Source organism: Kosakonia oryzendophytica (assembly GCF_027886705.1).
In the GTDB taxonomy this organism is placed as follows: Bacteria; Pseudomonadota; Gammaproteobacteria; order Enterobacterales; family Enterobacteriaceae; genus Kosakonia; species Kosakonia oryzendophytica.
In genome coordinates this window covers 2644675-2669475 of the sequence record NZ_CP115659.1, presented here as the reverse complement: position 1 = coordinate 2669475, position 24801 = coordinate 2644675, and the positions used below count along the sequence as shown (strand labels likewise).

Annotated in this window: 13 protein-coding genes; 8 read left to right on the top strand and 5 right to left on the bottom strand. The window is 53.5% G+C overall.

Annotation, left to right across the window (positions count from 1 at the left end; all coding sequences use genetic code 11):
- Positions 1–78: 78 nt before the first annotated feature.
- On the top strand, positions 79–903 hold the full coding sequence (locus O9K67_RS12930; RefSeq protein ID WP_271044598.1) for an SDR family oxidoreductase: 825 nt from the start codon (positions 79–81) through the stop codon (positions 901–903).
- On the opposite strand, the gene O9K67_RS12925 is transcribed toward O9K67_RS12930, so the two are convergent.
- Positions 900–1844, bottom strand: coding sequence for a zinc-dependent alcohol dehydrogenase family protein (locus O9K67_RS12925; RefSeq protein ID WP_061495748.1), 945 nt, complete (start codon positions 1842–1844; stop codon positions 900–902). The two genes, O9K67_RS12930 and O9K67_RS12925, sit on opposite strands and share 4 nt — an antisense overlap.
- A gap of 56 nt (positions 1845–1900) precedes the next feature.
- Here O9K67_RS12925 and bla point away from each other — a divergent pair, with 56 nt between their 5' ends.
- From bla to glgX, 4 genes are all read left to right on the top strand, one after another.
- Positions 1901–2770, top strand: coding sequence for a class A beta-lactamase (gene bla, locus O9K67_RS12920; protein WP_061495750.1), 870 nt, complete (start codon positions 1901–1903; stop codon positions 2768–2770).
- A gap of 392 nt (positions 2771–3162) precedes the next feature.
- Positions 3163–4950: a malto-oligosyltrehalose trehalohydrolase gene (gene treZ, locus O9K67_RS12915; RefSeq protein ID WP_061495752.1), complete on the top strand. Its 1788-nt coding sequence runs from the start codon at positions 3163–3165 to the stop codon at positions 4948–4950.
- A gap of 41 nt (positions 4951–4991) precedes the next feature.
- Positions 4992–7457: a malto-oligosyltrehalose synthase gene (treY, locus tag O9K67_RS12910; protein WP_271044672.1), complete on the top strand. Its 2466-nt coding sequence runs from the start codon at positions 4992–4994 to the stop codon at positions 7455–7457.
- A 65-nt stretch (positions 7458–7522) separates the two neighbouring features.
- The gene (gene glgX / locus O9K67_RS12905; RefSeq protein WP_061495756.1) at positions 7523–9598 is read left to right on the top strand and encodes a glycogen debranching protein GlgX; all 2076 of its coding nucleotides are present in this window, start codon (positions 7523–7525) and stop codon (positions 9596–9598) included.
- A gap of 39 nt (positions 9599–9637) precedes the next feature.
- Here the strand turns inward: glgX and tehA are convergent, their stop codons facing one another.
- Positions 9638–10591 carry a dicarboxylate transporter/tellurite-resistance protein TehA gene (gene tehA / locus O9K67_RS12900; protein WP_061495758.1) on the bottom strand — a complete coding sequence of 318 codons (954 nt, stop codon included), beginning with the start codon at positions 10589–10591 and terminating at the stop codon, positions 9638–9640.
- Positions 10592–10977: 386 nt separating this feature from the next.
- Here tehA and O9K67_RS12895 point away from each other — a divergent pair, with 386 nt between their 5' ends.
- The 3 genes from O9K67_RS12895 to O9K67_RS12885 all read left to right on the top strand — a co-directional run bounded on the left by O9K67_RS12895 (position 10978) and on the right by O9K67_RS12885 (position 21496).
- On the top strand, positions 10978–20409 hold the full coding sequence (locus tag O9K67_RS12895) for a hypothetical protein (protein WP_148654709.1): 9432 nt from the start codon (positions 10978–10980) through the stop codon (positions 20407–20409).
- A gap of 92 nt (positions 20410–20501) precedes the next feature.
- Positions 20502–20930, top strand: a complete 429-nt coding sequence (locus tag O9K67_RS12890; protein ID WP_061495762.1) for a hypothetical protein — start codon at positions 20502–20504, stop codon at positions 20928–20930.
- 5 nt (positions 20931–20935) lie between these two features.
- Positions 20936–21496, top strand: coding sequence for an RNA polymerase sigma factor (locus O9K67_RS12885; RefSeq protein WP_061500019.1), 561 nt, complete (start codon positions 20936–20938; stop codon positions 21494–21496).
- Between the two features lie 13 nt (positions 21497–21509).
- On the opposite strand, the gene O9K67_RS12880 is transcribed toward O9K67_RS12885, so the two are convergent.
- From O9K67_RS12880 to lysC, 3 genes are all read right to left on the bottom strand, one after another.
- Positions 21510–22811, bottom strand: coding sequence for a glycoside hydrolase family 10 protein (locus tag O9K67_RS12880; RefSeq protein ID WP_061495764.1), 1302 nt, complete (start codon positions 22809–22811; stop codon positions 21510–21512).
- Positions 22812–22818: 7 nt separating this feature from the next.
- Positions 22819–23106 (bottom strand): VF530 family protein, encoded by a 288-nt coding sequence (locus O9K67_RS12875; RefSeq protein ID WP_061495766.1) that lies wholly within the window; start codon positions 23104–23106, stop codon positions 22819–22821.
- A gap of 103 nt (positions 23107–23209) precedes the next feature.
- On the bottom strand, positions 23210–24571 hold the full coding sequence (gene lysC / locus O9K67_RS12870; protein ID WP_061495768.1) for a lysine-sensitive aspartokinase 3: 1362 nt from the start codon (positions 24569–24571) through the stop codon (positions 23210–23212).
- Positions 24572–24801: the final 230 nt, after the last annotated feature.

Below are 24801 nucleotides of genomic sequence, written 5' to 3'. Positions count from 1 at the left end.
CATGCGCATTGTTGTGACTTATCATAGCACTGGCGACGACTTACGCTAACAGACGTTGAGTTGACGACGAGGTATGTGATGAAAAACTGGCTGATTACCGGAGCCTCCTCCGGTCTTGGAATGTTGATGACGCGTAAGCTGTTAGCGCGGGGTGATAAGGTCGTGGCGTGTGTTCGCCGCCCAGCGTCGCTGGACGAACTGTATGCACACTATGGGGAACGATTAATCGTATGCTGTTTTGATATGACGGACACCCCTGCGATGCGCGATGCACTGACGGCCGCCTTTACCGCCTGTGGCCGTATCGATTATGTGGTGAGCAACGCCGGTTATGGCCTGTTTGGCGCGGCGGAAGAGGTAAGTGATGCGCAAATCGAACGGCAGATTGCCACCAATCTGACCGGATCGATTCAACTGGTGCGCGCGGTGCTGCCGTGGTTGCGGGCGCAGAACGGTGGGCGGATTGTTCAGATCTCCTCGGAAGGCGGGCAGGTGGCCTACCCGAATTTCAGCCTTTATCACGCCAGCAAATGGGGTATTGAAGGGTTTATGGAGTCGGTTGCGCAGGAAGTGAAACCTTTTGGCATCGATATTGTGATTGCGGAACCCGGCCCGACGGCGACCGGGTTTGGTCAGGGGCTGGATCATGCAACCCCGCTGGCCGTCTACGATGAAACGCCTGCTGGTGAAGTGCGACGGGCGATTGCCAGCGGTGCGTTTGACATTAAAGGTGACGCTGAACGCACGGTTGATGCCTTGATCAAGGTGGTGGAAATGCCACAGCCACCGTTCAGGGTGCCGCTTGGCAGCATCGCTTACCACCACCTGACGTCGTCACTTTCCGCACGGCTACAGGAGATTGAACGCCAGCGTGAAGTTGCCTGTTCTGCCGATCGGGATTAGCGCATCTCCAGCAGCGGTTTGGCGGTTCTGCCTGGTGTCTGGTAGAACCGCACAGCCGCCTGCCACTGGTGCAGATCGAACCGTTCTGCATCACTGATGCGGCTGCGGCGCAGGTACGCCCAGAGCATGCGGAATGCCTCCTGCCACTTTGCGGCGGGCAGGGTCTTAAGATAATGACGAACATGAAACCAGTGCACCACAGGCAAATGCTGGCGAAGAGAGAATGGCTGTCCGGAGAGCAGGCCGTAGCTGATAAATTGCCCGCTATGCGGCATGGTGTCCAACAGGTGTTGTGCCAGGGCGCCGCCGGTGGCGTCATACACCCTTTCCGCATTACCGGCCGCCTGCGCAATGGCCGCGCTTTCGGTTTCCGACAGGGGGTTGATGCCGCTGGCCGCGAGTCTGTCGGCATGGATCGCCGAGCGATAAATACCGGTCACGCTCAGTGCGCCTTGCTGTAAGGCCCATTGCGCGAGAAAACCTGCGCAGTCCGATCCTGCTGCCGTGACGATGACATGCCTGCCGACGGGCGGGTAGTGTTGCAGCATCAGTAATGCCGCCAGCGGGTTGATATAGGCTCTGGCGGCAAGTGTATCGTCAATCTCCTCCGGCACGGGAATGGCGAAGGCTGCCGGGCAATCAACATAGTGCTGCCATGTTCCTTCGCCGCGTAATGGCAATACCCGTCTTCCCACCAGATGTGCAGCAGTGGCGGGCGCCTGAGTCACCACGCCCACGCCTTCATAGCCTGCGATCGCGGGCAGGGTGATGCGGTGGCGGTACGCGCCCGTCACCGGGATCAAATCCGAGGCATTCACCGGGGCAAACGTCATTTTGACACGCATATTCTCTGCCGCCAGTGGCCCCGTTTCGCGCTTTTCACTTTGTAAACGCACCAATGGGTCGCCAAAATTTCGGTACACTATTGCGGTGTTGTACATGCTTTGCACTCTGTTATGCCGGTCGCTAACGTTAAACACTGTAAAGGATTATACCTATGTTTTTCCCGAAGAAATCCCTCTGCTCTCTGCTGCTCTCCGGCGTCTGCGCCGCAAATGCCGCCACCATTGATAACGCGACGTTGACAGCGGTTGCCCGCTTGCAGGAAGCGCATTTAGGCGCGCGTATTGGTATTGCCGTGGTGGATATCGCCAGCGGAGAAACGGTGAGTTATCGCGGTAATGAACGCTTTCCGCTGAACAGCACCTATAAAGCGCTGCTGTGCGGAGCGTTGTTGAGTAAAGCCGACAAAGGTGAATTGTCGCTGAATGACACCACGCAGTTCAGCCAAAGCGAACTGGTGGAGTATTCGCCTGTCACCAGCAAATTCGTTGCGCCAGCGACCATGAGCTGGCAACAACTGTGCAGCGCGGCCGTCAGTGAAAGTGACAACACGGCGGCCAACCAGGTGACGAAAAAGCTCGGGGGGCCGGCGGCGATAACGCAGTTTATTGCCTCTTCGGGTGACAGTGTCACGCGACTGGATCGCTATGAACCTGAGCTGAATAGCGCCGTTCCGGGCGATTTACGCGATACCACCACGCCACTTGCTGTGAGCAAGACCCTGCAAAAATTGGCGCTGGGTGATGTGTTAACGCCGCGCTCCCGCGCGCAACTGGTGCAGTGGATGCGCGACGATAAAGTGGCTAATCCGCTGTTGCGTTCGGTGTTGCCAGCAGGCTGGGAGATTGGCGATAAAACCGGCGCCGGTGCCAATGGTTCGCGTTCCATTATCAGCATCGTCTGGCCGCAAAAAAATAAACCCCAGATCGTATCCATTTATATAACGGAAACCAACGCAACGATGGCGCAAAGTAATGACGCCATTGCCCGAATCGGCACGGCAATATTTACTGCAACGCGTTAATAAATCGGCAGAGGATAACCTCTGCCGCTACCTGACGTTAAATAATATTCTCCCCCGAATGACCCGCAAAAAATAACACGCCATGGATAATGGTTAAGCCGCATACATATCCTCACCCACGCGTTAACGTAAAAGAGGCGTGAAATAACAGGATTATTTTGGGCATGATTTCGCAACTGTGGGTGAAAACCTCAATCAACGGGATGATGGCAGGCAACGTCAGTCGCCGTTGGGCGAAGAAACACCGTCCCGCAGGTATCGTGAAGCGAAAACCATGGAAGAAAAACAGCAGCAGTAACGCACTTTCCGCCCGGTGTCGTCGGGTGGCTTGCCTCAGGCCTTGCAAATTATCGTCTATGATTGTTCTTCATGGCACGTGGAGAGGTAATTGCATGGCGTCGATAGCGTTTCGCAAAGGTTGGGGTGCAGAGTACGTTGCCGATGGTAGCGTGCATTTTCGCGTATGGGCAACCGGGCAGCAGCGCGTTGCCCTGCGGCTACCCACCGGCGATCGGGACATGCAGCGGCATGACGATGGCTGGTTTGATATCACTGTCGCTAATGTGCCGCCGGGTACGGCGTACCAGTTTGTGCTTGCTGATGGGATGGCGATCCCCGATCCCGCTTCCCGCGCGCAATCCTCCGGGGTTAACGGCCCCTCTGTCGTCATCGACCCCACTCGTTACCGCTGGCAACACCCACACTGGGCGGGCCGTCCGTGGGAAGAGACGGTAATTTACGAACTGCATATAGGGACGTTTACACCACAGGGAACATTTCGTGCAGCGATGGAAAAACTGCCGTACCTTGCACAGCTTGGCATCACCCTGATTGAAGTGATGCCGGTTGCCCAGTTTGGCGGTAACCGTGGTTGGGGGTATGACGGTGTGTTGCTGTATGCGCCGCATGCGGCCTACGGCACGCCGGATGATTTCAAAGCCTTTATCGATGCCGCTCACGGTTACGGTCTGTCGGTGGTACTGGATATTGTGCTCAATCATTTCGGACCCGAAGGGAATTATTTACCTCTGTTGTCGCCGGACTTTTTCCATCAGGCGCGCCACACCCCCTGGGGGGCGGGGATCGCCTATGACGTTGACGCAGTGCGGCGTTATATCGTTGATGTTCCCCTTTACTGGCTCAACGAGTTCCATCTCGACGGGTTGCGGTTTGATGCTATCGATCAGATTGAGGACAGTGCGCAACCGCCCGTGCTGGTGGAGATCGCCCGCCGCATTCGCGAGGAAATCACTGACCGTCCTGTCCACCTGACCACCGAAGATAGCCGCAATATCATCGCGCTGCACCCGCGCGCGCCAGACGGGGCGGTGCCACTGTTTACCGCCGAATGGAACGATGATGTGCACAATGCCGCCCACGTTCTTGCGACGGGCGAAACGCACGCCTATTACCAGGATTTTGCCGACAAACCGCAAAACTGGCTGGCGCGTGCGCTGAGCGAGGGGTTTGCCTTTCAGGGTGACATCGCGCCGTCGACGGGAAAACCGCGCGGTGTGGATAGCCGTGCCCAGCCGCCCGTGGCGTTTGTCGATTTTATGCAGAACCATGATCAGACGGGCAACCGCGCCCAGGGGGAAAGGCTGATTACCCTCGCGGGCGCGGCACGTGCGCGCGTCCTGCTCGCCGCACTGCTGTTTTCACCACACATCCCGCTATTGTTTATGGGCGAAGAGTATGGCGAGACGCATCCTTTTCTGTTTTTTACCGATTTTCAGGGCGATCTGGCGCGTGCTGTACGGGAAGGGCGAGCACAGGAATTTAAAGGCCATGCCGGGCACGATGGAGAAACGGTTCCCGACCCAAACGCCGTCGAGACGTTTACCCGCTCGCAGCTTGACTGGGGAGCATTAGAGCAGCAGGCCGCGCAGAGGTGGTTAACTCAAACCCGTGATTGGCTGGCGTTGCGGCAAAAACATGTGGTGCCGTTGCTGAGCCGTGCACAAGGCCACTGTGGCGAGGTGTTAGCGACCGCGCCGGGTTTTGTGGCCGTCTGTTGGCGTTTGCCCCAAGGCACATTATCGCTGGCGTTCAATGTGGGTGCGACACCGCAACCACTGCCGCATTTACCCGGTAACACGCTGGCCGCTTGGCCTGCTGAGCACGATGATCTGCCGCCGGATGCCTTCATTGTTCGTCTGGGTCAGGGAGACCACCTGTGAATATACCGACCGCGACTTACCGTTTGCAGTTTCGCAATGGCATGACGTTCGGGGGGGCAACCGCGTTGATTCCGTATCTGAAGCGGCTGGGCATCAGCCATCTCTACGCCTCTCCGGTATTTACCGCCACACCCGGTTCAACGCACGGTTATGATGTGACGGATGCAAATGAACTCGATCCGGCACTTGGCGGGCGTGAAGGGTTTGACCGCATGGTCAGCGCCTTAAAAGCCGCGGGAATGGGACTGATTCTGGATATTGTGCCCAACCATATGGCAGCCTCGCTGGACAATGCCTGGTGGCGCGACGTCATTGCCCGGGGCGAAAAGAGCGCGTATGCCCACCATTTCGATATCGACTGGTCGCAGCGGCTGACGCTGCCTTTTCTGGGCGATGATTTCGACACGGTACTGGAAAACGGTGAGTTGTCGGTGCAGGCCGATCCCGTAACCGGGCAGCCTGCGCTGGTTTACTACGACAATTTTTATCCGCTGGTGGCAGGAAGCTGGCAGGGCGAAGCGCACGCCATTCTGGGGCTGCGCGACAAGGCGCAGCTCGCCGCATTGCATGACCGCCAGCCCTGGCGTTTGATGAGCTGGCGAGATGCGCCCAATTCGCTCTCTTATCGCCGCTTTTTTGAAATCACCGGGCTGGTCGGCGTGCGCGTGGAAGATGAGACGGTGTTTGCCGATACCCATGTGCTGATCCTTGAACTGGTGCGTAGTGGCGCGGTGGACGGTTTACGCATCGACCACATTGACGGGCTGGCGGATCCGCAAGGTTATCTGACGCGGTTACGCCAGCATGTTGGCCCGGACTGTTATCTGACCGTGGAAAAAATCCTCGGCAAGGGTGAACAGCTCCCTGGCGACTGGCCGGTTTCCGGCACCACCGGCTATGAGTTTATTGCTGCGCTGTCGGATGTGTTGGTAGACGATGCGAATATTGATCGGTTACGCGATGCCTGGCATGCACAGCTCGGCCGAACAGTGGATATGCGGTCAGAACTGCGTGCGGCAAAGCTGCTGATGGTGGACCGCAATTTCAACGGAGAATTCACTGCGCTGCTGTCGCTTGCCCTGGCGATGGGACGTCGCGAAGCCCCGGCGCTGCCAGAGAGCGCGGTGCGCCAGGCGCTTCGCGAATTACTGATCGCATTTCCTGTTTATCGCACGTATGGCACGGCGCAAGGTCTGCCCGCAGCAGACGCGGCGCTGCTCCATAAGATGATGGACAACATTCAGCGCGGTCCGCATGCAGTGGATCCGCAGGCTCTCGACTTTCTCGCCGCTGTTTTAGCGGGCCGCGTGGCGGAAAGCGTGGCGAGTGAGGCGACGCGTTTTCGCACTCGTTTTCAACAACTGACCGGGCCGCTGATGGCCAAATCTGTCGAAGATACGCTGTTTTTTCGCCAGAACATGGATCTGGCGCTCAACGAGGTGGGGGCGGAGCCCTTGCCGCGCACTTTCTCACTGGCGCGTTTCCATGCGGAGATGAAGACCCGGCTCGCGCAGCAACCGGATGCGCTCTCTGCGACCTCGACGCACGACACAAAACGCGGGGAGGATGCCAGGGCGCGGCTCTATACGCTGACGGAAGCCCCCGAATACTGGGCTGAGTGTGTGGCGCGCTGGCGACAGATGAATCAGGCGAACGTGGTGCAACTTGACGATGGCCCCGCGCCGCGCCCGGCGGTGGCGTGGATGATTTATCAGGCGCTGGCGGGCGTCTGGCCGGTTGATCTGCAAGCCGATGACGCCGCAGGTTTACAGGCACTGGAAGAGCGGTTTGCGACATTTGTTGAGAAAGCGCTGCGTGAAGCGAAACAGCGTACCGACTGGATCGAGACAAACGATGCTTATGAGCAGGCGGTACTCGACTATGCACGCCACTTGTTGTCACCGGACAACCGTGTGTTTTTGCAGGACTTTGTCACCTCACTCCAGCCGTTTATTCGTGCCGGGCTGGTGAATAGCCTGACACAAACCGTGATTAAGTTAACCGCGCCCGGTGTGCCGGATATCTACCAGGGCAGTGAAGCGCTCAATTTCAGTCTGGTGGATCCGGATAACCGGCTGATGCCGGATTACGCAGAACTGGAACAGTTGTTGATGGCCGAAGAGCAGGCCGATCCTCATTCGCAGGAAAGCTGGTCGAGCGGCCAACTGAAGCAGTTTTTTATCTATCGGCTGCTGCATTTACGCCAGCAGATGCCACGGCTGTTCCGCCGTGGCGATTATCTGCCGCTCACCGTTTCAGGTGAGCAGTCCGACAATCTGATCGCGTTCGCCCGTGTTGAAAACCAGCAGGCGTTGATCGTCCTGGCGCCGCGTCTGCTTTTTGGCGCGCTGGACGGCAGCCTGGCGGGTGCCAGCATTGTGTTACCCCCACAACTGGCGAACCGGCAGTATCGGGACATTCTCAGCGGTGAAGCGATTTTTTTGACCAACAGCGTGACACTGCGATCGGTCGGCGGGTTTACGTTCGCCGTGCTGGTAAGTGCATAAAAGAAAAGAGTGCAAGTCGCACTCGTTATCTCAGGTGAGAGTTTACAGGCGATAAAGAGGAATCTATGTCTGATGGTAAACGCTTTTACATCACGGCAGGGCATGGCCAACAACTCGGTGCAAACTTCGACGGCGAGGGCGTCAATTTCGCCCTGTTTTCAGCGCATGCGCAACGTGTGGAACTCTGTTTGTATGATCCCAGCGGTAAGACTGAGATAGCCCGGCTGGATCTCCCGGAAAATACCCATGAGATCTGGCACGGCTATGTTCCTGGCTTGCAACCTGGCGCGCTTTACGGCTACCGGGTGCATGGTCCGTTCGACCCGGAAAATGGGCATCGCTTTAACCCGCACAAATTGTTGATTGACCCCTATGCCCGTGAGATTGTCGGCGACATTCAGTGGAATGCTGCACATTATGCCTACGAACTGGGGCATGAAGATAAAGACCTCACATTTGATACGCAGGACAGCGCGCCGTTTACGCCCCGCTGTCGGGTTATCGATCCCTTTGCTTTTGACTGGCAGGATCAGGCTCGACCCGCCATTGCCTGGCCGCAGACTGTGATATACGAGACCCATGTCAAAGGGTTTACACAGCTAAATCCCTTACTGCCAGCGGAGCTTCGCGGCACCTTCGAAGGGATGGGGCATCCGGCATCGGTGGATTACATCAAAAGCCTTGGCATTACCGCTGTCGAGTTGTTGCCGGTGCACTGGTTTCCGGATGATCAGCATTTACTGGACAAAGGTCTGCGCAACTTCTGGGGTTATAACACGCTCGGTTTCTTCGCCCCGGCGACGCGTTATTACGGACCGCGGGGTATTCAGGGGGTACGCGATATGGTGCGGGCATTTCATGACGCGGGTATCGAAGTGATCCTCGACGTGGTTTACAACCATACGGCAGAAGGTAATGAACTGGGGCCAACGCTCTCCTTTAAAGGCATCGACAACTTCTCCTATTACCGTACGCTGCCCGATCAACACCGTTATTACATTAATGACACCGGTACGGGTAACACGGTCAATACGTCTCACCCCAGAGTGTTGCAAATGGTCATGGATTCGCTGCGTTACTGGGCTGAATCAATGCATATCGACGGCTTTCGTTTTGATCTGGGCACGATCCTTGGGCGTGAGCCGGAAGGGTTTGATCAGCGCGGCGGCTTTTTTGATGCCATGACGCAGGATCCGCTGTTGTCGAAACTGAAGCTGATTGGTGAACCCTGGGATATTGGTCCGGGCGGTTACCAGGTGGGGGGCTTCCCGCCGGGCTGGGCGGAGTGGAATGACAAATACCGTGACACGTTGCGGGAATACTGGAAAGGCGACAATGTATCGACGGATTTCGCCGCTCGTTTGCTGGGCTCCGGTGATTTATATGATCAGCGCGGACGTCGCCCGTGGGCGAGTGTCAACTTCATTACTGCGCATGATGGTTTTACGTTAAACGACCTGGTGTCATACAACGAAAAACATAATGAGGCCAACGGTGAGGAGAATAAGGACGGGCACAATGACAACCGTTCGTACAACTACGGTGCAGAAGGGGTAACGGAGGATGACGGCATCAATGCTGTGCGTGAGCAGCAAAAACGCAACTTCCTGGCAACGTTGTTCTTTTCCCACGGGACACCGATGCTGCTGGCCGGGGATGAGTTTGGTCGCAGCCAGCAGGGGAACAATAACGGCTACTGTCAGGATAGCGAAATTTCCTGGATCCACTGGGATGCCCAGCAAGGGAACGGCGAGCTGCTGCTGGAATTTACCCGGCAGGTGATTGCGCTGCGCGCATCGCAACCGCTACTGCGCCGTGAAAACTGGCGCGATGGTATGGTTATACAGTGGTACAACGCAGGCGGCGGTGAACAGCTTCCCGAACAGTGGGATGAAGGCTCGACGCTGGGTGTCTATATCAGCCGCCCGGACCTGCAAACGACGCCGGGTATCTGGCACGATGTGCTGATGCTCTTTAATCCCTTTGAAGGGACGGTGCCGTTTTGCATTCCACAGATCGGTGAAGGGGGCTGGGTGCTGGAGTTATCCACGGCGGATACGGAAAAACACGGGTTCGTCATCACCGGCGAGCACGATTTTGAACTGGAAGGGCGCAGCCTTGCGCTGTTCCGGCGCCCTTAATAAACGCGCGCTGGGTGGAACAAGCCTGGCGCGCTCTTCTTATCCCCGAACCAGTAACTTTCCGCGAATCAGCAAAAGAAAGGTTTTCACCATCAATAACGCGATCACCAGGTTGGCGCCGATAAACAGTGGGAACGCCATCCAGTAAAGCGCACCGCCGGGTGCGGCATGACCAATCTTAATGGCGGTGGTGGCCAGCGACGCGACGCCGAACGAGAAGCTCCAGAATGACGGGTTAAATGTCTGGGCGCTGTACCAGGGAAGCAGGCGGATCATAAACAGCATTTGCAACAGGCCATAGCCGAACAACAGCTTGGCGAAGACATCCGTCTCGCCACCGTTGACGCTTAACCAGGCGCTACAGGCGACAAAGGCTGGAGCCATCTGAATACCCAGCGACGTACGGACAGCCGGGGGCATCTCATCCAGGTTGCGCATCCGGCTCAAAATAGCAGGTTCCAGGCTCAGCCAGGAAAACAACCCCGCGCCAAGAAACAGGATCCCAACATCGTTGAAGCCCAGCGCACCGCAAGCCATGGCGCTGATAAAATTATTGGCGACAGTGGGCAAATAGAGGCCCGGTGTGGTGGCTTCTTTCGGGTGTTTACCGCGCCACAACCCGGCAGTTTGCCAGGCGGAGTAGGCGAGCTGCACCGTCACGGCCACGATAAAAAGCGCGAAGGCGAGGGGATAATTCCACGGAACTATGCCGATGGCCACCAGCATAGACGTTGCCGGGGCCAGGCTCACAAAGCTGCTTTTCAGTGGATGGGTTATCTCTTCCAGCAGGGTGTGACGATGGCGCACTAACCGGACAAGAAAGGCCGTCATCAGTACCGCCCAGATCACGATGGCGAGGAGGATAAGCGTGGTGGCGGGGATGATACTGACAGGCCAGATTGTGGCGGCAAAGCGCCAGGAAAAACCCAGTCCGATAATACCCAGCACGATACCGAAATAACCGGCGGGCAGATTTAGGGGTGATTTTTTCATCACCTTACTCCTGAGGAAATGGAACCTGTATTGAAACCGCAGGCATTATAAATGATATTTTGTTTGCATGTTTGCTTTATCGCCTGGGATCGTCTCCTTAGCGCGTTTTTTCATCACGGTACAGGGTGTTTTATTATTCATTTTTATAAAACACACTCAATATTCCCCTGCATTAAAATTAATAAAATAAGTAATTATAAGAACGTTGTTATTTAATTTATTAAGTTACGCTTTTCATTATTTTTATCTTCCGGGCTAGCGGTGTTACCTATTATCAATTATCAGATGAAATATCTGATTTTGTCCGTTCGTTGGTATCAATTGTCACCCAGTTATTTATTCTTAAAACATTAGCGTGCTGTTTCAATTCAATAACAGGAGGCGTCGTGCCTGCATATGCCCGAGTCTCCCAATCAGTAACTGCTGAACATGTGTCTGATGCCGTCCGGGACATGGCATCGCCGCAGTGGCACCCGGAGGAGGATGATCTTCCTGCCACGCGCAGTGCCGGTAGCGCCTTTCGCGGAATGTTATGGCAGATGACGGCAAATATTGCCCGCAATACCTTCGATGAACTCCTCGACAGTTACGCCGGGGCCGCTGAAGCCTGGCAGGGCCTGGTACGTCTGGACACACAGAGTCTTGACTGGGAGGAACTGCTGCGTCAGGCCGCCGAGGCGATGCTGCAACATGAGGCATTGCTTCCCCCCGGCATTCGTGAGCAAGTACGTGAAAGCGCCCAATTTGTGCTGCGCTTCGTCGCGTTTTATCAGGAACAGAACGACGTGGCAGACAGGGGCGAACTCGCCACGCTCATGACGCGCTACAGCGATATTTTCCCGGAGGGTGGGGTTAAGGCGGTACAGGACTTGCTGTTTATTTTGCAACATGCCCGGCGTGTTTCTCAGGGAACACTGCCACAGAGGTTGCAGTCGGTGCATGACATGCTCGGCTCCGACTTACTGCATTCATTGCCCTTTGCAGCGCAACTGCGTGTGAATATTGCGGCAATTATCACCGCATCAGGTTACTGGCAGATGGCAGAAATGCTCTGGGAAGAGACACAGCAGATCAATGCCAGCGCGGGATCCGTAACAGAAAAAATGCAGCAGGTTGCTGCGCTGTTGCTGCGTCAACAACCCTACCTCCCCGTTGAATGGCAGGAGGCAGTGGGGGTTATCAGCGCTGTGCAACGGCAGGTGGCTGCACTGCTGGCACAGCCGGAAGGCAGTGAGAGTTCTATGCTGGAACGCACGCAGCGGGTGTTGCAGTCACTGAGTTCGCTGGTGAACTCGCCAGTGGTGGCAGCATGGTTGCCGGGTCTTATCCGTGAGCACCTGGACGCGTTGCTCAACCAGGGAAGGCTGATCGTGGGGGCGTTAAACAGCCTGCTCTCTGGCGGTCATTCCTTGTCGTTCGAGGATTATCTGGCGCAGGTGCTGGCGCTGGGTGATGCCATTGCGCCGGAACTCTTAACCCCATTGCGGACACTGGCGACACAAATCCGCCACATCGTTGCGCCGTGGCAGGATGCCACATTCCCGACGTGGCCAGAACCGGCGACGCCTGCGGCCATGCTGGGGTGGTTGCAGAGTGTGTTAATGCACCCGCTGTTTCGCGAAACCGTGCTACCCCGGTTGCCGGAGGAATACCGTCAGGCACTGACCAGCGCACTGCACTTGAGTCAGCAGGCGGGTACGTTTCCGGTGCAGGGCACAACCCATGAACAATTACAGTGGCTGCTTACACAGATCCATAATCCGGATTTGCGACAACTGATGGCACAGGCCGGACTGGAAACATATCTCACCACCCTGAGGGAGCAACTGAGTGGCGATGCGGCGTCAGAGTTGTTCAGTCTGTTTCTGCAACTAATTAACCCGAACCAGACCGTGGCCCAACGGCTGGGAAATCTTATCGCCGGTATTTTTCGCGGTAGCGTACTGACGGGGGCGGTGAGTGCGGGGTTACGCTGGATGCCCGGTGGCCAGGTGCTGGAGCCGCTGTTCCGGCTCGGTATGCACTGGTATCAGCGCACCCTTCTGGCGCCGACATGGGCCGCGACGCTCGGTAATTTTTTACGGGTTGTGCAGGAAGACCTCTCCGGCAACGTGCTGGTGATGGACCTGGTGGCCCGTCTGACCGGCGTCATGCCGCCGTCGGCGGCGGAGGCCATGCGCACACTGCAGACCATTCACGCGTTCCAGCTACAACGCGATCTCACCACGCCGGATGATACGCTGCGCTGGGTACTGGCTGGTGCGGTGCACTATCCCGAACTGAAACCCTGGTACCAGAACTACCTTAACCTGATGCTTGCCTGGTCGGTGAAAAAGATCCTCGAAAGCAGAGATGTGCGCACGCAACAACAAGAGGTGGCACATCTGCAGGCGCGGTTATCGGAGCCGGAATGGCAGCTCTGGCCTGGCGTGGCGCAGCTTTCCGCTTTGCTGCCGTTACTGCCACTGCTGCCGGCGATCCGCGAAGAGCTGGGTGAACGGACCCTGCCCACGGGGAATTCGTGGCTGGAATGGAGCGCCGCGGTTGCCGATATCCTTGCTGCCAGCGAGCACCCGGCGCTGCAGCAGGTACGCCGGCAACTGGAGCAGAACATTGAGGCATGGATAAGCGATACCCTGCTGCAGGGAATGACCGGCGACGCCAGGAGAAGGCTGCTCACCTCACGGCGGCTGCCGGAGCGCTGGAGCATGGCGGGTATCTCGTCTGAAGGCATGCGGGAAGAGGGGGATATCTGGCTCAGCGGCGGCGAGATGTTCATTCGCGAGCAGGGACGCATGTATCGCGTGGAGCCGGATGCGGAACACGGCGTGCTGCGACTGATAAAACCCGGAGAGACACACGCCAGTGGGGCATCGCCGCGCGTGCTGCGTGAAGACGGACGCTGGCGGCTTGACCTCCGTCCTGCCACAGGTCTGCCGGGTGGCAGCCCGGTAGCCGGTATGGACATGAGCGGAGGTATTATCCGCCTGGGCCAGGATGACATGGACTGGCTGGCTTCAGAAGAGACACAGCGGGTGGCAAAAGTCGCGACAGGCGTGGGGCTGGGGATCTGGTGGCTGGGCACATTGTATGCGTTCTGGCGCAGCTACCATCAGCCGGCACCAGCCTCTTACCGCGCAGCGCCACAGGAAGCTGCGCCAGCGCAACCTCCGTCGCATGAGGCCGCCGCACGTCTGCTGAACCCGCCGGTAACAGAGACCGTGGTGGAGATGGGCGAGCCCCAAAACACCGATACAACGCCGGGCCGCTGGCAGCGTGCCACCGCACTGGGAAGGCGCTATCGCGTACCGCTGGGTATGACCGCGCTGGGGGCCATCTCCAGTGCGGCGTATTTACAGTGGCTGTTGCGAAACCCGGAGCAGGACGTTCTGAGCGAAGAGGATTTGACAGCGTTGCAGGCCGTGCTGGCGCAGAGGGATTACCAGATAGTCATTGACCTTCCGCAGCCGGAAAGACATGACCGGGTCCGCCGGGCCGTGGGGCGAAGACTGTTGGCGGAAGAGAGTACGACACCCGCGCCGGAAGCGGAGGAAAAAATATGGCCGCCGTTACCACGTAGCACACGTGTTGATGCTGCGCTGGAAAAGGCCGTGCGTGAGGCATTTCCGCCAGCGGGTAAGTCCGACGGTACTGTCGCTGATTACAAAATGGATCTTCTGGACGAAACAATCTATACCCTGCGTGGACTGGACTTCCTGTTCGTTGCTGACAGCTACCGCTATATTGATATCTATTCGAATACTCCGGCGGGTATCACCGCGCGGGTTTATGCCAAACCGTCATTACTTGATACAGATAATGTTTCGCTGCCAGTTATTTATAAACATGACACCCATAAATGGTTTCTTGATTCCTCTCAGGAGGAATCACCGCAAGAGGGAGTAACAACGTTACCGCCTAAAGTGAAGAACAAAGCAGGACTAACGACAGCCTCTTCATCACTGATTCAGCTTGCCGGAAGTTGGGGCACGGGTAACACTTTTCAGTATATTGAAATGGCGACGGGTCAGGAGGGAGCAATTTATCAGGATGATAAATTTTATATCTGTCTGCAGGGGAAATACTGGCCGTTTATCTTTGTCAGCGATGAAGTGGGGGCGATTGTCACCGGCGCAGGCGCAAGTAAAGTCTATGTCGTGCGCAAAGAAAATACATGGGATACGGCGACCACGATCAGACCGATGGTTATGCCCGGCGTCTCTGTCATCTCGCTGGCGGTAGAAGAGCGGGTTGAAAAGGAGTTTGACCCGCGTAATGCCATGCAACCCTCTCCTGGCGATTTTAAGACGCAGAAGGAACATGGAATTTACGAAGCTGCATCTTGTGAAACCTTTATTTATGCCGCCACTAACTTTTGGCCAGTGACGCTCGCCAAAACGACGCCTTCATCAACGATGTACGATAGCGCAACGATTTATGAAAAGCCTGGTGACAGTACGGCTAAAACAATCCATGTCTATAAAGATCGGTTGAGTCAACTATGGGAAGATAGTGATCAAACGCCGACCACCGGAACCAGAAAAAGGCCTAAAAATACCACCGCGTCGGCGTGGTTAACAGAAGAGGCCAGGCTCTGGGATTATGATACCCGCACGGCGGGTTTTCCGGCCTCTTTGGAGGGCGATGGCGGAATTTACCGTCAACCTAATGGCGATCTCTATATTTTTCTGAATAAAGCCTGGTGGCCGTTTGTTTTCCTTGGCGGCAATGTGGGTGTTATTTCTGTTAAGAAAAAAGACGAAACGGTTAATGTGATTGTTCATAATTACAAAGGCATGTGGGAATACGCCGGGGAAACTGCAGTGGAAGCACCACAGGTTATTAGTGATGCGATTAGCAGTTTATTGATTAATACTGATCTTGCCAGAGAAATACGTCATGCTCTGTTTCATGCCTTATCAGGGCATGATTATGTTAGCTGGAATACACTTTTGCAATTACTGTTGCAGATTATTGACCAGGAGTTCTATCGTCTTTATACAGAACCAGATAATGAAAAACTGCGTAAGCTTTTAATATTGAAAAATAAACTGGTACGCAGGCAACAACAAATGCATTATACAGAACAGTTGCTTCCTGCTGCGAAAAAAAATGAATGGAATGAGCCGTTACTGAATACCTACTATCATGCTTTCTCGACCGGACTTGTCGATACGACAGAAATCTATGCTGCCTGGCATTCTCGCCTGGTCGTACAGGATATTAAAAAAAAGAAAAAATTGTTGGAGAGCTATAATGTTGATCTTAAGATTGCAGAGGTAAGCAGAAAAATAGCCGAAGCGGATAATCGAAGACAGATTCATATGCGCAACATTAAGGAACAGTTTAATGCACCGGACGGTAATAAGGAAATCACTCGCGCCAAGGAAGAACAAGAAAAAATAAAAATATTAGAATCTGAAAAAAAACAACTCCAAAAAATCGCTGATAACATTCGGGAGAAAACCACTCAATATGATAAGCAGATACAATTGCATAGTGAAAAATATTCGGGTTATGATCAGGGTGTTATCCTGGCAAAAAATACACTCGGTACCAATCTGAGACACACCACAGATCAAAACAGCACGTCGCTGGCTACAGAAGAAGCAATTATTACGCTTGCCCTCCAGGAAGTCAAAATGTTGGTAAAAGAGAGAGAAGCATACAGCGAGAAAGAACTTCATGAGTTGAAAACGATACGGATTGCCAGAGATTTAGTGATCAGAATGTCAGAACAACAAAGCATTTTCAATTCCCTGGTGAATCGCTTAACTGCCATTGGTATTGAAAAACATTCTCTGGCAAATGATTATACAGATATCGTTTGGGTCAATGAGCAAGCAGAAAAAATAAATAAAAATAACTTTCAGTTTAATGAAAATACAGAGGACTCCTTTTTTCTTGCGCCAATTCTTTATTGGCTCTTAAAAAATAACAAAAAAATCAGTAATCTACAAGGTCAGGATATTACCCAAATAGTCGATGATTACTATACTGATGTTTATCATCTTAATCCTTTAACCGAGATTACTAAAATACCGGAAGGTTATACTTCACTTTCAGGTGTACTCAGTAGTGAGTATTTTGAAAATCAATCAGATTATAATGAACAATTCAGGGTTTATAAAGAAAAATACAGCACTTACGATGCCAGTGAGCTGGCTAAAACTCTTTTGTTATTTTCTGGGGTATCGTTAGCCGATCTCCTCAAAAAAACCAAAAAAAGATTACGTTTTGAAGTGAAGGTTACCGATACAGATGCTAACCGCATGCCCGGTGAAATGCTTTTTATCCAATTGCATGACAATCGCTGGATCTTCTTTTCGCTATTTCCAGGTGCCATGTTTAGCCGGGTTTTTAGCGCTAATCAGATGAATGCTAATGTTTTTTTGAATGAAATAACAAAAATAAACCCTGACGCAAAATTTAGCTTTGATGAATATCTTGAGCTGTACTCTAATACTTTTCTTAAACAACATGGCGGAATGGGAATAGGTCTTTTCAGAGAGCGCTGGGAGATCATTAAGAAAAATTTGATAAAAGCGTTTCTGTACAATTCTGATAACGGCATAGAGTATCCTTCACCGTTTTCAGAAAATAGTGACTATGGCATTATTTATCATCGAAATATTAATGCCACACAGCCTGGTAATAATGTCATTTCTTTGCTAAATACCAGTATTCGTGCGGTGCTGAATAATTCTGCTGAGGTTAAAAGAAGAGAGCTATATACACCATCCATATTGCAAAAAATCGCTTTTGTTATGATTCCTTTTTATCGTGAGATTTACCACTACGCGACAAATGAAGAATACGAAGTTGATATGGAATCCGTACTGCTTGATACCATCGGTGTAGTATTTATTGCTGTCAGTGCAGGTGTACAGATAGCATCTGTCATTAGCCGGATGAAAGGGATTTCCACTTTTTTGCAGCAGGGATTAAAAAACGGTCTTGCTGGTAAATCACTGCAACTGTATGTCCTTAAGGAAATGGCGAAGGACGCTGCATTTAGTGCCTTAAAAATAACAAAAATTAGCATGATGGCATTGATTGATATGATTGATCCATTAGCAATTAAAGAGATCACCCGCTTCACCATCCATCGTATCAGTAAAACAAAAAATCTTCGTGTCCTGGTGCCCGAGGACGTTCCGATTGCCCAGACTCGTGGGATTAATAAAAAATACGCACGCACGGATGTGGATATATGGAAAATGTATAAAAGTAAAGTGAAAGATGCTGAGGTTTATGTTCCTTCCACTATCAATAATCAGAATAAAGAGTATTACATTAGTGTAGACGACAACACCTACCAGATACGCTGGGATGATGCATCCTATACATGGCGCACAGTCGACCCGAAAAATCCGGGGCGTTTCGCCTACGGTGAACCTATTGTTTTTGAAAATGGAAAATGGAAAATAAACATTGCGTACGGAGGCTTGCGTGGTGGAGGAAAACGAGCATCAAGCCGTGATGACGTGGTGATGGGAATCCAACAGATGCGCGAAGATTTAAAAAAAGAAAAGGTTCTGGAAAATTTGAATGGTGGGAATGAATTTGATGCACAAGAATATCTGACAAAAATGAGAGAGGTTGGTGAAATATCACAGTCGATCAATTACCCAAAAGAGAAATGTGAATATGTCTCTTCTTATGTCGCCGCTTATCTTGCCAGGAATGGTTTTGAAGAAATTCGTTACCGCGCCATGGCATTTTTCATTCATGGAACCGATAGAAAGCCGGTAAATCATTACGTTATTGTTGCGCGTAGAGGTGAAAAGGGCGGTGACTATGTTTTCGACCTTACTGCCGCTCAATTTGGTGGCATATATGCTGAATTAAATGGACCGATCATTTTACCAGAAGCATTATGGGCGCAAAAATATGCCAATCTCACCAGCCGGAGTTTGATTAAATACGGCGACTACCCGACCCGTGCGGCGGCAACTACCGATTTCGGGCCGTTCAGCAAGTATTTTTTCTATGGCCCGAATTCGCTTATTCCGAATGCCAAAGTACTGTTGCGGCCGAGCTGGTATTACCCTGCTACCCAGGTTGCCGACACAGTCGCGGGTACACAAAAAAAAATGCCGGTGATAGGGCTCGGTTTTTCCAATCCGGTACGAGAAGCCGCGAGGCGCAGCAGGCTGACAGACGTTGTCTCTGATGTTAGTTGGGACTATGCCGTTGATTTACTGGAAAATGCAGAACTTCTTAGTCGTGGGCCCGGGGATGCTTTACGTAAAGGGCTGAAACAGGCGACAGGTGAACCGGAGTTTGTGAATGTGAAATCACTGTTTGCGCGTACGCAGACTGTTGACAGTATGGAAAGCCTGTTGCGGGTACGGCAGGGTGATGTGCTGCTCTTTACGGCGACCGATCCTGCTTTATCGACTATGGAGGCCAGGCCAGTCCATATAATGGTCAGTCTGGGTAATGGCCGATTTGCCGGGGTGAAGAATAATGTGCTTGATCCTGCGTTAGGAGAGGGTAAGCAGATCATCACCGCCGAACAGTTGGGTGAATTTACTGGGACCACCTTTCGACGCCGGGGCGGTGACACTCGTGATATACACCTTATTGCGGCGGAACCGAAAGAGATTATTAGAGAAGAAAGCCTAACGCTGAAAACGCTGGCAGAGCAGGCAACAGAGACGGTTGCTGATGCCCAGGCGGTGCTCACCAAATCTACTGACCTTTTACGACAGTCAGGTGAACTGGCACCAGAGCAGGCGCTGGCGTTGCAAGCCATATTAACGCCTCTGTTTAAGTCCGGGACTCAGCAGGCGGGTACTGAGATCAACCGTTCGGTAAAACAATTTTTCGTTACGCCTCAAAAGGTGCCCAACAGTACGGCACTGGGGGCCCTGCCAAAAGGTAAGCTGGTGATATTCGGTGATTCTGGCGCTGACTCTTTCTCCGCACATCACCTGATGTACAGCCTGGGAGAGGGGGAGTTCATGATGGTGAATCCCGCCCGTTTGGATCCGCGGCTGACCAGTAACAATGCGGTGGTGAAAGCGAGTCAGTTTCCGGAAGAGCTTTTCAGCAAATATGGCGTGCAGGCAGGCGACATCTCATTAACTAACCTGCGCCTGACATCATTGCTGGGGCGGGATGCCCGCTTCTTTGCTGACGGTCCGATATTAACGGTGAGGCTTCATGGCGCAGCGTCTAACGTTAACTATATGGATGCGTACGAACTGTCGGAGGTGATCAAAGGATTGGCGCTGCGGGAAACCCCGCCGCTGAATCTGGGCAGCATACGAGAAATTAAGCTGGAATCCTGCTATGGCGCATTTGGTCTTGTCCCCACAGGCAAAGCACTGGCCTATTTGTTGGATAAAAAAGTGGTGGCATATCCGCTTCGTTTCAGTGCCAGAATACACAATAACCCGTCTGTTTTTAACCGCTTCAGAACATATGTTCCTGCCGATTTATCCCCTGCGGAACGGACCAAAATCATCAACCAGAGCAGTCGCAACCATGATTTCTGGAATCGATTATTGGGGCTGTACAAAAGTGTGAAAACGAAGAGAACCCGGCGCGAAGCCGATCTGTTTACGGATCTGATTAACAACGTCGCGGATTTCGTTAATGGCGTTTTTGATGAGCGGGTATTTCTGGATGAATATCCTGAGTATCAGAGCGGACTCTATGTCACCCTGGAACAGTTCAGAGCGTTATGTAGTGATGAGATCAACAGTGCGGAAGCGTTTGCCGAACGCTGCATGGATATCCTCACCCTGAGCGCTTTTTCCGCAGACCTGTTGGATAAATATTTGGGAGGGACGGGAAGCGTTTCATGAATGTTTTTTATTTTTTTCGGCAATATTTTCGTGGCTCATTCGTCTACTTCATCACAAGTCATTTTTCGCTACTGTTATGAGGTAAACACACAATGAGAGAGTTTGGTATGCATGGGCATCATTGCGGTCGCCGGTTTGGCGGTCACCGATTTGCGAAACCACTGGTGATTGGCGTCGTGTTGCTGGTCGTTCTCGGCCTGGTGGTGATGTCGCTCTGGAATGCCGTTCTTCCGGCGATTGTCGGCGTGAAAACGATAGGCTTCTGGCAGGCGCTCGGGTTACTGGTGCTGTGCCGCATTCTGTTTGGTGGTCTGGGTTTCCGTCCGGGAATGTTTGGCCGGCACCGTCGCATGCATGAACGCTGGATGCAAATGACGCCGGAACAACGTGAAGAATTTATTCGTGCCCGTCATGAAGGATTTGGCCGTCATGGTCATCGTGGTCACTGTGGCTGGCGCGGGCGTGAAGAGGAGGCTGAAAAACCCCAAACCGCCAATCCCAACACGCCGGATGCTGAGTGAACCTGATGAAAAGCGGCATAGCGAGGGAGTCGTTGCTGATGTCGGCGCTCAGTGCCTGCCGTGCGCGGCTGAGCGCGTTCATCCGCGGACGGACCTCCGGGCGTGATGATGCTGAAGATATTTTGCAGGAAATTACCCTGCAATTAATCAACGTTGAACAGCCGGTGGAGAACGTTGCCGCCTGGCTGTTCCGTGCAGCGCGCAACGAGATGACCGATCGCGCGCGGAAAAAACGTGAGCTTCCGTTATCCGGTTTTTTGAGTGACGACGAGGAGAACGATTTTCCGGAAGATGAAATTGCGGAAACCCTGTTTGGCGTGGCGCAAACGCCGGAAGAGGAGTACCTCAAAACCGTGTTATGGGCAGAGTTGAACACAGCGTTGGGAGAGTTAACACCGGAACAGCGGGATGTCTTTGAACAAACGGAATTGCAGGGCTACAGCTATAAAGCGCTGGCAGAAGAGACCGGTGTTAGCGTCCAGACACTGTTATCCCGCAAGCATAAAGCCGTGCTCTATTTGCGAACACGGCTACGTAATCTCTATGATGAACTGATGGAAAGCTAATCTAATTAACGCCTTAACCCCCCCAGCGGCTTTTGATGTAATTGACGGCTTGCTGGGTTTGCGGCTGATTAAGAAAATCTTCCCGGAACAGGATCGTGCCGTTAATTTGCGGCACGGTTTCGTTCAAATCGAGCTGTTTTTTCAGCTCCGGCACGCCACCTTGTACCGTCCAGTCAGGCTCTTTTGCCGATGGTTCGCCGACTTTATACAGCGCCACGCCGATATAAAGACGCGTGTTGGTCGGTTTCACCACCTCTGCCCACCATTTTGCCAGCACGTCATAACGGGCGGCATCACGCGAGAAAGGCCAGTACAACTGTGGAGCAATATAATCCAGCAGGCCCAGTTGCACCCAGCGGCGCGTATCGGCAAACGATTCGTCGTACGCGGCGGCGCCTCGTGTATCTGAACCGGCCGGGTCGAACGAGCGGTTGCGCCATACGCCAGCAGGACTCACACCAAATTCGACATTGGGGTTTAGTTGTTTGATGGTGCGCGAAACCTGCTCAATTAACTGCTGCGTATTGTTCCGTCGCCAGTCCGCTTTTGAGGCAAACCCCTGACCATATTTCCTGAAGGTGTCATTGTCATTCAGGGGAGATCCCGGGGTTTCTGTATAGAAATAGTCATCGAACTGCACACCGTCTACCGGATAATGCGACACCACTTCGGCCACGATACTGGTGATCCAATCTCGCGCCTCCGGTATGCCAGGATCGAGTACTAAGCGATCGCCCGCCGTGCGGATCCAGTCACGGTGCAAAACAAAAACGCTGGCGGGGTGCAGCGGCAATGTGCGGTTGAGTTCGGCGATGGTGCCTGGTTTGGTGTTCACCGACACACGATAAGGGTTAAACCACGCATGCACTTTCATGCCGCGTTTGTGGGCTTCGTCCAGCATGAATTGCAGTGGATCGTAACCGGGGTCTGCGCCAATACTGCCGGTCAGCATATCTGACCAGGGCAAGATTTTTGAGGGCCACAAGGCAGTACCATCCGGTTTGACCTGGAAGAACACCGTGTTGATGCCAAGCGCTTTCAGTTTGTCCAGCTTCTGTCGCAGGGCGTCCTGCTGCTGGCGGATGCGCACGGAAGCGCTGCTGCCATTAACCGAGGTTAATGGTGGCCAGTCGAGACGCGACACGGTCGTCAACCAGACGCCGCGTACCGTTTCGTGGCTTTTTTTCGTTTGGGTCGGTAGCGGTTGTTTTGCCACCGGAGGAAGCGGGGTAATGAGCGACTTGGGAGGACGGGAAGCGCAACTGGCCAGTAACAGCGCGGTGGCAATCAGTACGCCTGATTTTTGTAGCAACATCTGAGTATTAACTCTTCTTTATGCGACTGTTGGCCCACGGATTAAAGGTGGGCTCATCCGCTTTTTCAGGGACGATATCTTCCAGGGATTCAAGATACAGCGCTTCAACTTCGGCGCGTGCCCAGGGAGTCCGACGCAAAAACTTCAAACTGGATTTAACGCTGGGTTCGTTCTTAAAGCAATTGATATTGATCCGTTTACTCAAGGCGAGCCAGCCGAAACGGGCCACCAGCGCATTGACTTGCATTTCAAGCGTAACGCCATGCAAAGGATCTTTTGAAGCGTGAGCTGCCATGTGGAGTCCGGTCATGTCAGATTGTGATTATCGCCGGAAGGTTACAAGAAAGCAGAAGGCCCGGCAACGGGCGGTTAATCAACCCGCCCGTTGCCGTGGGGTGTTATTCAAACAGACTGCGGTGCAGCGTCTTTATCGCACTGTCTGCGGAGTCTGCCGGAAGCAGGAAACAGAGATTGTGGCTGGACGCGCCATGACAAATCATCCGCACCGGGTGGTTTTCCATGCCGGCGAAGACCTGCTGACAGATCCCTGCGGCGCGCGAGAGCGCGTTGCCAATCAGGGTGACTAATGCCAGGTCGGCTTCCACTTCGACGCGGCAATGGGATGACAGTTCAGTCAGCAACGAGGTGGTTAGCGTGTCTGCTTCGCCGGATGTGGCGCCGGTTGCGTTCAGGATCAGCGCGATACTCGTCTCGGACGTGGTCACTAAATCCATCGCCACATGATGGCGCGATAAAATCGCAAACATGTCGGCCAAAAAAGCGTGGGCAGGTTGTGCATTTACGCTGTGTAATTTCAACAGTGTCTGCTTGCGGCGAACGGCAAGGGCACGATAATGCGGCGGATTCTCAGCATTGCAGCAGACGCGGGTTCCTCCTGCGGATGGGTCTTTGCTGGAGCCGACAAACACCGGGATGTTTTTACGCATTGCCGGCAGTAAGGTTGCCGGGTGCAGAACTTTGGCGCCAAATGTCGCCATTTCGCTGGCTTCGGAAAATGAAATTTCATCGATACGCTGCGCCTGAGGAACAATCCTCGGGTCGGTGGTATAGATCCCAGCAACGTCGGTCCAAATATCCACACGGTTCGCCTGCAAGGCTTCACCAAGTAACGATGCGGTGTAATCGCTGCCGCCACGGCCCAGTGTCGTCGTGTGTCCTGCCGCATCACTGCCAATAAACCCTTGAGTGATGATTAATGCCTGTTCAAGGCGCGGGCGCAACTGCTTCTCTGCCAGTTCCGCAATAGCACTAATCACCGGTTCGGCGCAGCCGAAATGATCGTTGGTGCGGATGACTTTGCGTGCGTCGAACCACTCTGTTTCAACACCGCGTTCACGCAGGACCTCAACAAACAGCAGAGAAGACATCAGCTCCCCATGGCTCACCAGCGCATCACTGAGTGCAGCGGACGGCGCGCTCGCGGCCGTTTCCGCAAGGCGGCTAATGTTCTCAAGGAGGTGATCGATTTCCTGGCCGATAGCCTCAGGCTGTTTCAGGCGAGAAATAATGTTGTGCTGGATAGCGCGCAGGGTGTCAATTTTATCCTGGCGGTCGCGGCTTTCGAGGCCTGCGGCAAGCTCGACTAACAGGTTGGTCACACCTGCAGAAGCAGATAACACAACCAGACGGACATGGTGATCGGCAAGAATAATGGCGGCACTGCGGTTCATCGCGTCAAAGTCGGCTACGCTGGTGCCGCCAAATTTGGCAACGACGATGTGTGGATAAATGCGTGTCATAACAATCTCATATCAGGGCGCCATCAATTAATGGCATGAAAATTTTCATTTCGGCATAAGGGTAGTTGACTGTTTGGATGGGAAACCCCATTGATACAGCAACTTACGCCTTATGAAATGTCCGCCCGCGAACATTTCTGATTACAACCCAGGAGCCTGGCTCCTGTTGTCAATAACCTGTCTGGCCTGTGACAAGTTACCGGGATGATGCGTATGAGTGGCTTAACTTA

Coding starts and splice junctions, on each gene's coding strand:
- lysC (WP_061495768.1), bottom strand. CDS start 24,571: ATGACACGCATTTATCCACACATCGTCGTTGCCAAATTTGGCGGCACC.
- O9K67_RS12880 (WP_061495764.1), bottom strand. CDS start 22,811: ATGTTGCTACAAAAATCAGGCGTACTGATTGCCACCGCGCTGTTACTG.
- O9K67_RS12890 (WP_061495762.1), top strand. CDS start 20,502: ATGAGAGAGTTTGGTATGCATGGGCATCATTGCGGTCGCCGGTTTGGC.
- O9K67_RS12885 (WP_061500019.1), top strand. CDS start 20,936: ATGAAAAGCGGCATAGCGAGGGAGTCGTTGCTGATGTCGGCGCTCAGT.
- O9K67_RS12930 (WP_271044598.1), top strand. CDS start 79: ATGAAAAACTGGCTGATTACCGGAGCCTCCTCCGGTCTTGGAATGTTG.
- O9K67_RS12925 (WP_061495748.1), bottom strand. CDS start 1,844: ATGTACAACACCGCAATAGTGTACCGAAATTTTGGCGACCCATTGGTG.
- treZ (WP_061495752.1), top strand. CDS start 3,163: ATGGCGTCGATAGCGTTTCGCAAAGGTTGGGGTGCAGAGTACGTTGCC.
- glgX (WP_061495756.1), top strand. CDS start 7,523: ATGTCTGATGGTAAACGCTTTTACATCACGGCAGGGCATGGCCAACAA.
- bla (WP_061495750.1), top strand. CDS start 1,901: ATGTTTTTCCCGAAGAAATCCCTCTGCTCTCTGCTGCTCTCCGGCGTC.
- O9K67_RS12875 (WP_061495766.1), bottom strand. CDS start 23,106: ATGGCAGCTCACGCTTCAAAAGATCCTTTGCATGGCGTTACGCTTGAA.
- treY (WP_271044672.1), top strand. CDS start 4,992: ATGACGTTCGGGGGGGCAACCGCGTTGATTCCGTATCTGAAGCGGCTG.
- tehA (WP_061495758.1), bottom strand. CDS start 10,591: ATGAAAAAATCACCCCTAAATCTGCCCGCCGGTTATTTCGGTATCGTG.